Origin of the sequence: Mesorhizobium sp. ES1-4 (assembly GCF_020164745.1) — a bacterium.
Classification (GTDB): domain Bacteria; phylum Pseudomonadota; class Alphaproteobacteria; order Rhizobiales; family Rhizobiaceae; genus Mesorhizobium.
On the sequence record NZ_JAIUGV010000008.1, the window covers coordinates 302,805 to 315,699 of the forward strand.

The 12,895-nt window shown below is 63.5% G+C and carries 13 protein-coding genes, 1 pseudogene and 1 riboswitch; of the genes and pseudogenes, 12 read left to right on the forward strand and 2 right to left on the reverse strand.

From position 1 onward, the window contains the following. Positions 1 to 29 precede the first annotated feature (29 nt). From LB556_RS17810 to LB556_RS17825, 4 genes are all read left to right on the forward strand, one after another. Positions 30 to 491 (forward strand): RT0821/Lpp0805 family surface protein, encoded by a 462-nt coding sequence (locus LB556_RS17810; RefSeq protein ID WP_224569031.1) that lies wholly within the window; start codon positions 30 to 32, stop codon positions 489 to 491. A gap of 100 nt (positions 492 to 591) precedes the next feature. Continuing rightward, a complete protein-coding gene (locus tag LB556_RS17815; RefSeq protein WP_224569032.1) occupies positions 592 to 1,524 on the forward strand; it encodes a DnaJ C-terminal domain-containing protein in 933 nt (310 codons plus the stop codon). A 105-nt stretch (positions 1,525 to 1,629) separates the two neighbouring features. Then, positions 1,630 to 2,448, forward strand: a complete 819-nt coding sequence (fabI, locus tag LB556_RS17820; RefSeq protein ID WP_224569033.1) for an enoyl-ACP reductase FabI — start codon at positions 1,630 to 1,632, stop codon at positions 2,446 to 2,448. A 49-nt stretch (positions 2,449 to 2,497) separates the two neighbouring features. Then, positions 2,498 to 3,085, forward strand: a complete 588-nt coding sequence (locus LB556_RS17825) for a histidine phosphatase family protein (RefSeq protein ID WP_224569034.1) — start codon at positions 2,498 to 2,500, stop codon at positions 3,083 to 3,085. Positions 3,086 to 3,144: 59 nt separating this feature from the next. On the opposite strand, the gene LB556_RS17830 is transcribed toward LB556_RS17825, so the two are convergent. Next, complete coding sequence (locus tag LB556_RS17830) at positions 3,145 to 3,408, reverse strand: DUF1344 domain-containing protein (protein WP_224569035.1); 264 nt, start codon at positions 3,406 to 3,408, stop codon at positions 3,145 to 3,147. A gap of 183 nt (positions 3,409 to 3,591) precedes the next feature. On the opposite strand from LB556_RS17830, the gene aroC reads away from it, so the two are divergent. The 3 genes from aroC to LB556_RS17845 all read left to right on the forward strand — a co-directional run bounded on the left by aroC (position 3,592) and on the right by LB556_RS17845 (position 7,106). Continuing rightward, positions 3,592 to 4,707, forward strand: a complete 1,116-nt coding sequence (gene aroC, locus LB556_RS17835; RefSeq protein WP_224569036.1) for a chorismate synthase — start codon at positions 3,592 to 3,594, stop codon at positions 4,705 to 4,707. Between the two features lie 90 nt (positions 4,708 to 4,797). Next, the gene (gene ribB, locus LB556_RS17840) at positions 4,798 to 5,898 is read left to right on the forward strand and encodes a 3,4-dihydroxy-2-butanone-4-phosphate synthase (protein ID WP_224569037.1); all 1,101 of its coding nucleotides are present in this window, start codon (positions 4,798 to 4,800) and stop codon (positions 5,896 to 5,898) included. Positions 5,899 to 6,122: 224 nt separating this feature from the next. Next, the gene (locus LB556_RS17845) at positions 6,123 to 7,106 is read left to right on the forward strand and encodes a hypothetical protein (protein ID WP_224569038.1); all 984 of its coding nucleotides are present in this window, start codon (positions 6,123 to 6,125) and stop codon (positions 7,104 to 7,106) included. A gap of 86 nt (positions 7,107 to 7,192) precedes the next feature. Here LB556_RS17845 and bluB read toward each other — a convergent pair. Beyond that, positions 7,193 to 7,852, reverse strand: a pseudogene (bluB, locus tag LB556_RS17850) (5,6-dimethylbenzimidazole synthase); the annotation flags it as partial. A gap of 47 nt (positions 7,853 to 7,899) precedes the next feature. Beyond that, positions 7,900 to 8,082: riboswitch (cobalamin riboswitch) on the reverse strand. A 174-nt stretch (positions 8,083 to 8,256) separates the two neighbouring features. Between bluB and LB556_RS17855 the strand changes: the two are divergent. From LB556_RS17855 to dxs, 5 genes are all read left to right on the forward strand, one after another. Further along, positions 8,257 to 9,183, forward strand: a complete 927-nt coding sequence (locus tag LB556_RS17855; protein ID WP_224569039.1) for a histone deacetylase family protein — start codon at positions 8,257 to 8,259, stop codon at positions 9,181 to 9,183. A gap of 3 nt (positions 9,184 to 9,186) precedes the next feature. Next, positions 9,187 to 9,438 (forward strand): exodeoxyribonuclease VII small subunit, encoded by a 252-nt coding sequence (locus tag LB556_RS17860; RefSeq protein ID WP_149904061.1) that lies wholly within the window; start codon positions 9,187 to 9,189, stop codon positions 9,436 to 9,438. Positions 9,439 to 9,529: 91 nt separating this feature from the next. Further along, positions 9,530 to 9,796, forward strand: coding sequence for a DUF2277 domain-containing protein (locus LB556_RS17865; RefSeq protein WP_224569040.1), 267 nt, complete (start codon positions 9,530 to 9,532; stop codon positions 9,794 to 9,796). A 40-nt stretch (positions 9,797 to 9,836) separates the two neighbouring features. Beyond that, the gene (locus LB556_RS17870; protein ID WP_224569041.1) at positions 9,837 to 10,757 is read left to right on the forward strand and encodes a pirin family protein; all 921 of its coding nucleotides are present in this window, start codon (positions 9,837 to 9,839) and stop codon (positions 10,755 to 10,757) included. Between the two features lie 75 nt (positions 10,758 to 10,832). Next, a complete protein-coding gene (dxs, locus tag LB556_RS17875) occupies positions 10,833 to 12,770 on the forward strand; it encodes a 1-deoxy-D-xylulose-5-phosphate synthase (protein ID WP_224569042.1) in 1,938 nt (645 codons plus the stop codon). Positions 12,771 to 12,895: the final 125 nt, after the last annotated feature.

Consider the following 12,895-nt stretch of genomic DNA (forward strand, 5'->3'; position numbering starts at 1 on the left):
AATTGTCACGAGATCAGGGAGGTTGCCGATTGTCGCGTATCGCGCAAGCTTTTGACAGCAGGCAATGGGGCGTTATCGCTTCAGCCAGCGCGAAAGCCGCGATCGTGTCAATCGTCCTGCCGCTTGCCGGCTGCGGTGCGGGTGGTTTCAGTCTTGAGAAAGCCGAAGTCGACCGCTCGATCCTGACCAGCAGCACGTTGGCTCCGGCCAAGCCGGCCGATTCCGATCGCGACTCCGACCAGACGACGATCGGCAATGCGGTGTCCTCCGCCGACATCGAGCAACTCGGTGGCCAGGCAGTGCCCTGGGCGAATGCCGGCACCGGGTCGCGCGGTTCCATCACCGAACTGGCGGAGTTGAAGGACAGCGGCCAGACGTGCCGCCGCTTCAAGGCTTCGCGCGAGAGCTTCGACGGCGTTGCCATGTTCGAGGGCGAGCTCTGCCTTGCCAGCGCCGGCGGCTGGCACATGCAGGGCTTCAAGGCGCTCTGAATTTCCGCCTTTGATATGACGGTCCGCTACTGGAATTTCTTCCTATGCGAGCGCATATAGGGGGCAAGTATGGACTCACTCCTATTCCAGGGCAGAACGCATGCGCGACCCGTATGAGGTGCTGGGCGTTGCAAAGAACGCATCGGCCAAGGACATAAAATCGGCGTACCGGAAACTCGCCAAGAAGCATCATCCGGACCAGAATCCGAATGATCCGAAGGCGAAGGACCGTTTTGCCGCGGCCAATCAGGCCTATGAGGTTATCGGCGACGAGAAGAGCCGTGCCGCTTTCGACCGTGGCGAGATCGACGCCGACGGCAAGCCGCGTTTCCAGGGTTTTGAAGGTGCGGCCGGCGGTGGCGACCCCTTTGCCGGGTTTCGCCGTCAGCAGCAGGGGGCCGGCGGCTCGCGATTCGAGTTCCGCTCTGGCCGCCCCAGTGGCGATCCGTTCGACGGCAACAGCGACATCTTCAGCCAGATTTTCGGCGACGCCTTCGCCGGCGCGCGCGGCCCGGGCCAGGGCGACCGCCGCCAGCCGGCGGCATCGGCTGATCTCAATGTGACACTCGACATCACCATCGAGGAAGCCGCGAACGCCGAAAAGGTGACGGCGATGTTCCCGGATGGTCGCAAGGTGGCGGTCAAGCTGCCGGCCTATGTCGAGGACGGCCAGACCATCCGGTTGAAAGGTCAGGGTGAGCAGGGGCCGGGCCAACCCGGCGACGCACTGGTCAAGATCCACATCCGCCGGCATCCGCGCTACCGCATCGAGGGGCGCGACCTGCACGCCGATCTGCCGGTTTCGCTGGCGGATGCGGTGCTGGGCGCCAAGGTCCCGGTTGAGACTCCGACCGGCAGGCTCGCCGTCAACGTGCCTGCCTGGTCGAGTTCGGACAAGGTCCTGCGACTCAAGGGCAGGGGCTTGCCGGAAAAGGCCGGCGGCCATGGTGATCTCTATGCCCATGTGCGCATCATGCTGCCGGAGGGTGGTGACAGCGCGCTCGAATCGCTGTTGCGCGGCCAAAAAGGCTGATCGACCGCTTTTGTCCCCCGAACTGTCCGGTTTGAACGCTTGAAGGGGCTGTGTGCCTGTGCGATAGGCACTCCACAAAGCAGAAACCTTGCGGAGAGCGCTGACATGGCGGGTGAACAGGGCCTAATGGCCGGCAAGCGCGGCCTTATTCTTGGCATCGCCAACAACAGGTCGATTGCTTATGGCATTGCCAAGGCCTGCGTCGACCACGGCGCCGAGATCGCACTGACCTATCAGGGCGAAGCCTTCAAGAAACGGGTCGAGCCGCTGGCGGTGGAACTGGGCGCCTTTGTCGCCGGCCATTGCGACGTCACCGATCCGGCGAGCCTGGACGAGGTTTTCACCAATGTCGCCAATCATTGGGGCAAGCTCGATTTCCTCGTCCATGCCATCGCGTTTTCCGACAAGGACGAGCTGACCGGCCGCTATGTCGAGACGACGCGCGACAATTTCCTGCGCACCATGGACATCTCGGTCTATTCCTTCACCACCATCGCCAAGCGCGCCGAAGCGCTGATGACCGAGGGCGGTTCGCTGCTGACGCTGACCTATTACGGCGCCGAAAAGGTGATGCCGCACTATAACGTCATGGGCGTCGCCAAGGCGGCACTCGAGGCCAGCGTTCGTTATCTCGCGGTTGACCTCGGCGCCAAGAAGATCCGCGTCAACGCGATTTCCGCCGGCCCCATCAAGACGCTTGCCGCCTCCGGCATCGGCGATTTCCGCTACATCCTGAAGTGGAACGAATACAATTCGCCCCTGAAACAGACGGTCACGCAGGAAGAAGTCGGTGATTCCGGCGTCTATTTCCTGTCCGACCTGTCGCGTGGCGTCACTGGTGAGGTGCACCATGTCGATTCCGGCTATCACGTCGTCGGCATGAAGGCGGTCGACGCGCCTGATATTTCGACGGTCAAGGATTAGTTCTCCGCCTATCCTCCGTCCAGGCCCTGGCCCGATCTCCGGAGAGCTGATGTATCCGCTGGTTTATATCGTGCGCCACGGCCAGACGGCGTGGAACGCCGAGTTCCGGCTTCAGGGCCAGGCCGATACCGATCTCAATGCTCTCGGACGCGAACAGGCGACCGGTAACGGACATCGGCTGGCCGAACTCGTCGGCGACCCCGAGGAATTCGACTTCGTCGCCAGTCCAATGAGACGGACGCGCGAAACGATGGAACGAATCCGCGCCGCCATGAAGCTCGATCCGCCCGCCTACCGAACCGATATCAGACTCGTTGAAGTCAATTTCGGTGATTGGCAGGGTTATACCTTCGCCGAGCTCGAGGCGCGGTCTCCCGGGACGAGCCGGTCCCGCGCACGGGACAAATGGAACTTTCAGCCGCCCGGCGACGGTGCGGAAAGCTACCAGATGCTGCTCGAACGGGTGAAGCCTTGTTTCGACGAGATCGACCGCAGGACGATCTGTGTCACGCATGGCGGCGTCATGCGCACCCTGTTTCGCTTCGTGCTTGATATGCCCGAGGACGAGGCCGCGAACCTGGAGATACCGCACGATCGCGTGCTCAAGCTTGAAGGCAAGAGCCTGAAGTGGCTTTAGGCCGCCTGGTGACGGCCAGTTCCTGATTCAGCCAATTCCTGATTCAGCCAATTCCTGACTCAGTTTGTGTCGCTGTCGCCAGGCAACTGCATATCGGTGACGACGTTCTCGCCATTGGACACATCATAGGCGATGACGATGTCCATGCCTGGCTTCAGTGCGTCAAGATCGGTCTCGGCGTTCAGCTTGTAGGATTTGCCATCGTCCAGCGTCAGTGTCAGCGCGTCCTTGTCGATCTTCTTGATCAGGCCTTCGGTCTGGCCGGCAAAGGCGGCAGTGGAGAGCAGCAGCGTGGCGGCAACAGCGCCGATCAGGATACGCATTATCGTCCTCTTTGGTCATTGCGCCGGCTTGGATGGCGGCGGATCCTCAACGGCGGATGGAGCAGAGCAGAAACCAACCGAATGTGTCAAAACTAAATCCGCCAGATCACAGTTTGACCACTGTGGAAAACGCCAATAGAAGGCTGGCTTCAGCCGGTTTCTTTGCCGGGTAGGGCACTTTACATGTCTCACAACACGTTTGGCCATCTTTTCCGCGTCACCACCTGGGGCGAGAGCCACGGCGCGGCGCTCGGCTGCGTGGTCGACGGTTGTCCGCCGGGGATCCGCTTCACGCGCGATGAAATCCAGGCCGAACTCGACAAGCGCCGCCCGGGCCAGTCGCGCTTCGTCACCCAGCGCCGTGAACCGGACGAGGTGAATATCCTCTCGGGCTTCGTCCTCGACGAGGACGGCGCGACGATGATCACCACCGGCACGCCGGTGTCGATGTTGATCGAGAATGTCGACCAGCGCTCGAAAGACTATGGCGAGATCGCCCGCCAATTCCGGCCGGGCCATGCCGACTACACCTATGACGTCAAATACGGCATACGCGACTATCGCGGCGGCGGCCGCTCCTCGGCGCGCGAGACGGCGGCCAGGGTGGCCGCCGGCGCACTTGCCCGCAAGGTGGTGCCGGGCATGGTGGTGCGGGGCGCGCTGGTGTCGATGGGCGAAAAGTCGATCGACCGCGCCAACTGGAACTGGAATTTCGTCGGCGACGCCGAGAATCCGTTCTTCACCCCCGATCCGGCTTCCGTTCCCGTCTTCACGCAGTATCTCGACGGCATCCGCAAGGCCGGCTCCTCGGTCGGGGCGGTGATAGAGATCATCGCCGACGGTGTGCCTCCCGGCCTCGGCGCGCCGATCTATGCCAAGCTCGACCAGGACATTGCCTCGGGCCTGATGTCGATCAACGCCGTCAAGGGCGTCGAGATCGGCAATGGTTTCGAGGCCGCCCGCATCACCGGCGAACAGAACGCCGACGAGATGCGCATGGGCAATGACGGCAAGCCGGTGTTCCTGTCCAACAATGCCGGCGGCATCCTGGGCGGCATCTCGACCGGCCAGGCGATCGTCGCACGTTTCGCCGTCAAGCCGACCTCGTCGATCCTGACGCCGCGCAAATCGATCGACAAGGATGGCAACGACGTGGAAGTGATGACCAAGGGGCGCCACGACCCCTGCGTCGGCATCCGCGCCGTACCGATCGGCGAAGCGATGGTCGCCTGCGCCATCGCCGACCACTATCTGCGGCATCGAGGACAGACAGGGAAGGGGATGGGCAGTAGGCAGTAGGCCAGCCTGTCCGCCCGACACAGCTTCTGCGTTTCCCCTACTGTCTTTACTGCCTAGTCCCTATGTCCTGCGAGCGAAGCGAGCATTGCCATGCCTTACGACCAGAAGAAGATCGTCGAAGCCATCCGTGCCTTCGAGCGCGGCGAGATCGTCGTCGTCATGGACGATGACGGGCGCGAGAACGAGGGCGACCTGATCGTTGCCGCCGTCCACTGCACGCCCGAGAAGATGGCCTTCATCGTGCGCAACACCTCGGGCATCGTCTGCACGCCAATGCCCCGCGAGGAAGCCAAGCGGCTCAATCTGCAGCCGATGGTCGCCGACAATGATTCGGCCCACACCACCGCCTTTACCGTCAGTGTCGATTTCAAGCATGGCACGACGACAGGCATTTCGGCCGACGACCGCACGCTGACCGTGCGCAATCTTGCCAACGGCAATGTCGGCGCCTCCGATTTTGTCCGCCCCGGCCACATCTTCCCGCTCATCGCGCGCGAAGGCGGCGTCTTGATGCGCTCGGGGCACACCGAGGCCGCCGTTGACCTCTGCAAACTCGCCGGGCTGCCGCCGATCGGCGTCATCTCGGAACTGGTCAATGACGACGGCACCGTGAAGCGCGGGCCGCAAGTCGCGGCGTTCGCCGAGGAGCATGGTCTGAAGCAGGTATCCGTTGCCGACCTCATCGCCTATCGGCAGCGCAAGGAAACGCTGGTCGAGCGTGTCGCCTGCTCCGACATCGAGACGCTGGGCGGCAAGGCGCAGGTCTTCACCTACACGCTGCCCTGGGACACGATGCATCACGTCGCCGTCGTCTTCGGCGACATCCGCGACGGAGAGGAGGTGCCGGTTCGGCTGCATTCGGAAGACGTCGTGACCGATGTGTTCGGCACCAGCCACCGGCTCGACGGCATCATGAAGGCGATGGGCGAGCGCAAGCGCGGCGTCATCGTCTATCTGCGAGAGGGCTCGGTCGGCGTCGCCCACCAGGAGCGCAACCGGCCTGTGTCAGGCGACCGCGAGGATCACGAAGAGGCGCGCCGGCGCGAAAGCGAATGGCGCGAGATCGGCCTCGGCGCCCAGATCCTGAAGGATCTCGGCATTTCCTCGATCAACCTGATCGCCTCGCGCGAGCGGCATTATGTCGGGCTCGAAGGGTTTGGTATTCACATCGCCAAGACCGAGATTATTTGAGCTCGACAAACCCTGGCTGTCACCGGCCGGGATTGCCACCTTGCATTCCTTCCCGCTCGCATCCACGGGTCGCGAGGGCTCGCTGGGCGAGCAACACGGTGACCAATGCGATGACACCTGAAGCCAGAATCCGTTCGGGCGCCCTGGCGTTCCCGCCATCCTGCAATTGACAATAGCCGGTTTGAGCGCATCCTCCGCAACCATCTCTGAGGGGAGAGTCGGGCATGTGGGATTTCGATATCGGCAGGTCGGTGTCCATCATGATGCGGACCTGGCCCTTCATTGTCTTTCGCATGATCGTCTATTTCGGCATCACGCTGGCCTATATCATGGCCACCGGCACCGGCGCCTCCGTCGGCTATGGCGTCGGCCATATCTCGACCGATCCGGAAGGGCCGCTGTCGTTTGCCTTGTGGGGCGGCGTGGTCGGTTTCGGGCTCGTCTCGATCGCCGTCTACTGGGTCCGCGAATACATCCTCTACGTCGTCAAGGCAGGTCACATCGCCGTCATGGTGCATCTGATCGACGGTCATGACGTTCCAGCCGGCCAGAACCAGATCGCCTACGCAAAAGAGGTTGTGACCGAGCGTTTTGCCGAGGCGAATGTCCTTTTCGTCGTCGATCAGCTGGTCAAGGGCGCCATCCGCGCCATCACCGGCCTGCTCGGTGGCATCGCGGCCTTCCTGCCTATTCCCGGCCTCAGCGGCCTGGTCTCTTTCATCAACACGGTGATCCGCCTGTCGCTGACCTATGTCGACGAGATCATCCTCGGCTACAACATCCGCATAGGCTCGTCCTCGCCGTTCGAGACCGCACGGCAAGGCGTCGTGCTCTACGCCCAGAACGGCAAGACCATGGTCAAGAACGCCGTCTGGCTGGCGGTCATCATGTGGGGGGTCTCTTTCGTCATCTTCCTGCTGATGCTGGCCCCGGCAGCCGCTGTTCTTTACGCCATGCCCGGGCAACTCGCCGGCTGGGCCTTCGTTCTGGCCATCGTCTTCGCCTGGGCCTTCAAGGCGGCGTTCATCGAACCTTTCGCCATCGCCTGCCTGATGCAGGTCTATTTCAAGACCATCGAGGGCCAGGTGCCCGACCCCGCCTGGGACACCCGGCTGACCGAAGCTTCGTCGAAGTTCCGGGAACTCAAGGACAAGGCGTTGGCGTCTTTCGGTGGCTCACGCTGGGGCACCGCCGGCGCGACGCGCTGATCGGCGGGGCTCGCCAGCGAACCGGCGACGGTGTTGAGGCGGGCTATCGTCGATTTGAGCGGTGTCTCCCCCTGGCCGCAAAACGTCTCGCTCATGATCAGGTCGGGCAGCGGCAGCCGCCGGCCCCAGCCATGCGTCTCGAGGTCGGGTTTCGGCGCGAACTCCGACACACGGCCGACGCAAAGATAGGCGATCGGCGTTACGTGGTCTGGAATGGCCAGCAGCCCTTTCAGCGCTCGTGGCTCGATGATGCTGACCCAGCCGACGCCGATGCCTTCGGCCCGTGCCGCCAGCCAGAAATTCTGCACCGCGCAGACAGTGCTGTAGAGATCCATCTCGGGATTGTGCCAGCGTCCCAGCGGCGAGCCTTTCGAGCGCTCCCGGTCGCAGGTAATGCAGATGTTGAGCGCACTTTCGCAGATGCCTTCGAGCTTGAGCTTGCGGTAGAGCGCCTGCCTTTCCGCGTCGATTTCAGGCAGTTCCTGTTCGCGCGCCGCGAGGAAGAGATCGCGCACCTCCGCCCGTCGCGCGGCATCGCGGATGACGATGAAATTCCATGGCTGCATGAAACCGACCGAAGGCGCGTGATGGGCGGCAAGCAGCAGCCGCGCCAGCACCGCATCGTCGATCGCCTCCGGTGTAAAATGGCTGCGCACGTCGCGCCGCGTGAACATGGCGCGGTAGACCGCGTCACGTGCGCCCTGGTCAAATCCATCGCCCACAGGAGCGGTCATGGCTTCCGGCATCGCGTGTCCCCTTGCGATTGCGATCGATATCATCCGCCTGACCATGCGGATTACAATGCCTGCCAGGCCGGTCTTCTGGCTTGGGATCAACCCGCCTCCGGTGCCTTCCCGTCGTCGACAGTGGCATTTACCGGCGCGGTCCCCCTCACAGCGTTGGGCACGCCACGGAATCAAACCGTGTTCCCGATTCTCCCGCCAGAACATTTGCAGCCAAGTGGAATCACTTGGCGTCGCAGGACGCGACAACAAACAGACCGGCGGGCACCTGACAGTGCGGCGACCTTACGCCGAAGCACCGGCGCCGCCAATCCCCGCAGCGACGCGAATGGACGCAGGCGTCATTTTCCCCAGCGATCAAGCGGCGGCGCATGGTCATCGCGGCGCCGGGGCACTAGATAAGGGACATGGTCACCCGTCTCTACACGCACCCGATCTTTCTCGAACACATCACCCCTCCCGGTCACCCCGAGCGGCCTGATCGCCTGCGCGCCATCGAACGGGTGCTCGACGACGAAGCCTTTGCCGCGCTTGACCGAGCCAATGCGCCGCAAGGTGACGAGGCGACCATCCTCTACGCGCATCCCGCTGATTTCGTCGCGCGTGTCCGGGGCGCCATTCCCGACGAAGGCATCGCCCGCATCGATGCCGATACCACCGCCAGCCCGAAGAGCTGGCAGGCGGTGATGACGGCGATCGGTGCTGCCAATGCCGCGGTCGACGACGTCTTCGCGGGCCGCGCCGACAATGTCTTCGTCGCCGCCCGCCCGCCCGGCCACCACGCCGAAAAGACCACGGCAATGGGTTTCTGCTTCTTCAACACGGCGGCGATCGCCGCCCGCCATGCGCAGAAGAAGCATGGCGCGGAGCGCGTCGCCGTCGTCGACTGGGACGTGCATCACGGCAACGGCACTCAGGATATTTTCTGGGACGATCCGTCGGTGCTCTATTGCTCGACGCACCAGATGCCGCTCTACCCCGGCACCGGCGCGAAGAACGAGACCGGGGCCGGCAACATCGTCAACGCGCCGCTGGCGCCGCAGACCGGCAGCGAGGTGTTTCGCGACGCCTTCCTGTCGCGCGTGCTGCCGTCGATCGATAATTTCGCGCCCGACCTGATCATCATTTCGGCCGGCTTCGACGCACACCACCGCGATCCGCTGGCCGAGATCAATCTGACCGAGGACGATTTCGACTGGGCGACCGGCCAGTTGATGCAGCGCGCCGCACGCCATGGCGGTAACCGGCTCGTCAGCCTGCTCGAGGGCGGCTACGATCTGCAGGGATTGGCATTTTCAGTCGCCGCCCATGTCGGGCGACTGATGAAAGGATGAACGATGACTGGTGAGATCAACGAAGACGTCAAGGCGATGAGCTTCGAACAGGCACTCGACGCACTGGAAAAGATCGTCGATGATCTGGAGCGTGGCGACGTCCCGCTCGACCAGTCTATCCGGATCTACGAGCGCGGCGAGGCGCTGAAAGCGCATTGCGACCGGTTGCTGAAGGCCGCCGAGGACAAGGTCGAGAAGATCCGCCTGTCGCGCGACGGCAAGCCGGTTGGAACCGAGCCGCTCGACGCGGACTGAGGCCTGGAGCGGCCTACCGATTTTTGGACACGATCGTGATTGAGGATACAGTTCGTCCCGATTGAAACGGACAAGAGGAGATACGGAAGCGATGTGCAGAAACATCAAGACCCTGTTCAATTTTGATCCGCCGGCAACCAATGACGAAGTCCGCGACGCGGCACTCCAGTTTGTCCGCAAGCTGAGTGGTACGACGCGGCCTTCTGCCAAGAACCAGCATGCCTTCGATCATGCGGTCGAAGCTGTCGCCGCGGCGGCACGTGAGCTGCTCGATTCGCTCGAAACCAGCCAGCATCCGCGCAATCGCGAAGAGGTGGCGGCTAGACTGCGTGCAAAAGCAGCGATCCGCTTTGCCTGATGGGGCTGAGGCGGCCACCAAGCGCTGACAAGGAGGGTTCATGAGTTTCTTCCCGGGGAAAGACCCTGAGGCCGGCGACGCTTTCGCCAGCGAGCAGATCGAATTGATGGTCATCCCCAACGCCAAGGATATTGGCGGCTTCGAGGTGCGCCGCGCTTTACCGACCGCCAAGAGAAGGCTGGTCGGCCCGTTCATCTTTTTCGACCGTATGGGGCCGGCCATCATGCGCGCCGGCCAGACGCTCGATGTGCGTCCGCACCCGCATATCGGCCTGTCGACGGTGACCTATCTGTTCGACGGCAAGATCAGGCACCGCGATTCGCTCGGCACCGAAATGGTGATCGAGCCCGGCGACGTGAACCTGATGACGGCGGGCCGCGGCATCGTCCACTCCGAGCGCACGCCGCAGGAATTGCGCGGCGCGCCGATGTCCATCTCCGGCCTGCAGACCTGGCTGGCGCTGCCGGACGGCAAGGAAGAGGTGGCGCCGGTGTTCGAGAACACAGCGGCCCTTCGCCTTCCCGAAATCGATGCCGAAGGCGTCAGCGGGCGCGTCGTCATCGGCGATTTCCAAGGGTTGCGATCTCCGGTGCGGGCCGATTCCGAAACGCTTTACGCCGATTTGCGGCTGGCGCCTGGTGCCAGTGTCAAGATCCCGGCCGATGCGGAAGAGCGCGCCATCTACACGTTGGAGGGCGAGGTTTCGATCTCGGGCGACGTCTTTCCGGCGGAGCGGCTGCTGGTGTTCCGGCCCGGCGACGAGATCGTCATATCATCGCCGGCCGGTGCGCATTTCATGCTGTTCGGCGGCGCTTCGCTCGGTTCGCAGCGCTACATATGGTGGAATTTCGTCTCCTCGTCCAAGGAGCGCATCGAGCAGGCAAAGCAGGAATGGAAGACCGGCCGCTTCGATATCGTTCCTGGCGATGAGAAAGAATTCATTCCGCTGCCGGAAGGCTGAGCGGATCGCAGACAGGCGGACCGCCAGCGTCACCGACACGCATTTACTTTCGCCGGCCGGCGGCCTATCCCGCCGATGAACAGAAAGTCTGGGCTCAACGTGAACGCAACGCCGCATACGCCGCTTCTCGACAAGGTCCGCGTCCCGGCCGACCTGCGCACGCTGGCCGAGAGCGAATTGCCGCAACTGGCAACCGAGCTTCGCGCCGAACTGGTCGACGCCGTGTCCCGCACCGGCGGCCATCTCGGTGCCGGCCTTGGCGTGGTCGAACTGACGGTGGCGCTGCATTATGTCTTCAACACCCCCGATGACCGGCTGATCTGGGATGTCGGCCACCAGGCCTATCCGCACAAGATACTGACCGGACGCCGCGACCGCATCCGCACTTTGCGCCAGGAAGGCGGCTTGTCGGGCTTCACCCGCCGGGCCGAGAGCGAATACGACCCGTTCGGCGCCGCTCACTCCTCGACATCGATATCGGCGGGTCTCGGCATGGCCGCCGCCCGCGACCTCTCGGGCGGCCGCAACAATGTCATTTCCGTCATCGGCGACGGCGCCATGTCGGCCGGCATGGCCTATGAAGCGATGAACAATGCCGGCGCGCTCGATGCCCGTCTCATCGTCATCCTCAACGACAACGACATGTCGATCGCCCCGCCGACCGGCGCCATGAGCGCCTATCTGGCGCGCCTGGCTTCCGGCAAGGCCTATATCGGCTTGCGCGATTTCGGCAAGAAGCTGACCTCATATCTCGGCAAACGGGCCGATCGAGCCATCACCAGGGCGGTGGAGCACGCGCGCGGCTACGTCACCGGCGGCACGTTGTTCGAGGAACTCGGCTTCTATCACATCGGCCCCATCGACGGTCACAATCTGGAGCACCTGATCCCGGTCCTGAAAAACGTCCGCGACAACGGCAAGGGCCCGGTGCTGATCCATGTCGTTACCCAGAAGGGCAAGGGCTATGCGCCGGCGGAAGCGGCCGCCGACAAATACCACGGCGTCAACAAATTCGACGTCATCACCGGTGCGCAGGCCAAGGCGCCGGCCAATGCACCGGCATATACCAAGGTGTTTGCCGAAAGCCTGATCAGGGAAGCCCACGAGGACGACCGCATCGTCGCCGTCACCGCCGCCATGCCGAGCGGCACCGGCCTCGACCTGTTCGGCGAGGTGTTCCCGTCAAGGACCTTCGATGTCGGCATCGCCGAGCAGCATGCGGTGACCTTCGCCGCCGGCCTGGCGACCGAGGGCTACAAGCCGTTCGCGGCGATTTATTCGACCTTCCTGCAGCGCGCCTACGATCAGGTCGTCCACGACGTCGCGATCCAGAAACTGCCGGTGCGTTTTCCTATCGATCGTGCCGGCTTCGTCGGCGCCGACGGTGCCACCCATTGCGGCGCGTTCGACACCACCTTCCTGGCAAGCCTGCCCGGATTTGTCGTCATGGCGGCGGCCGACGAAGCGGAACTGCGCCACATGGTGCGCACCGCCGCCAGCTATGACGAAGGCCCGATCGCCTTCCGCTATCCGCGCGGCAACGGCGTCGGCGTCGACATGCCCGAGCGGGGCTCGGTTCTCGAGATCGGCAAGGGCCGCATCGTCCGGGAAGGCGGGAAGGTGGCGCTGCTGTCCTTCGGTACAAGGCTGCAAGATTGCCTTGCCGCCGCCGAGGAACTCGGCGCTGCCGGGCTATCCACCACGGTTGCCGATGCCCGCTTCGCCAAGCCGCTCGACCGGGATCTGATCCGGCGGCTAGCCCGTTCGCACGAGGTCCTGGTGACAGTGGAGGAGGGCGCGATCGGCGGCTTTGCCAGCCACGTGCTGCAGTTCCTCGCCCACGAAGGGTTGCTGGAGAGCGGCCTGAAGGTACGCCCGCTGGTTCTGCCCGACGTGTTCGCCGACCACGCCAAACCGGAGAAGATGTATGCCGACGCCGGCCTCGACGCCGCCGGCATCGTTGGCACCGTTTTCACGGCCCTCGGTCAGGCCGCCCGCGCCCAGCGCGCCTGAATCAAGACCTGAACAGCTTGAACCAATTTGCCGGCTTGGTTTCGTAATGCATTGTTAACGCTGCCGTTTGGCGTTTCGCTTACCGTGTCCCTTGGCCTTTTTTCAACGGCGCCCTGCTAGATCGT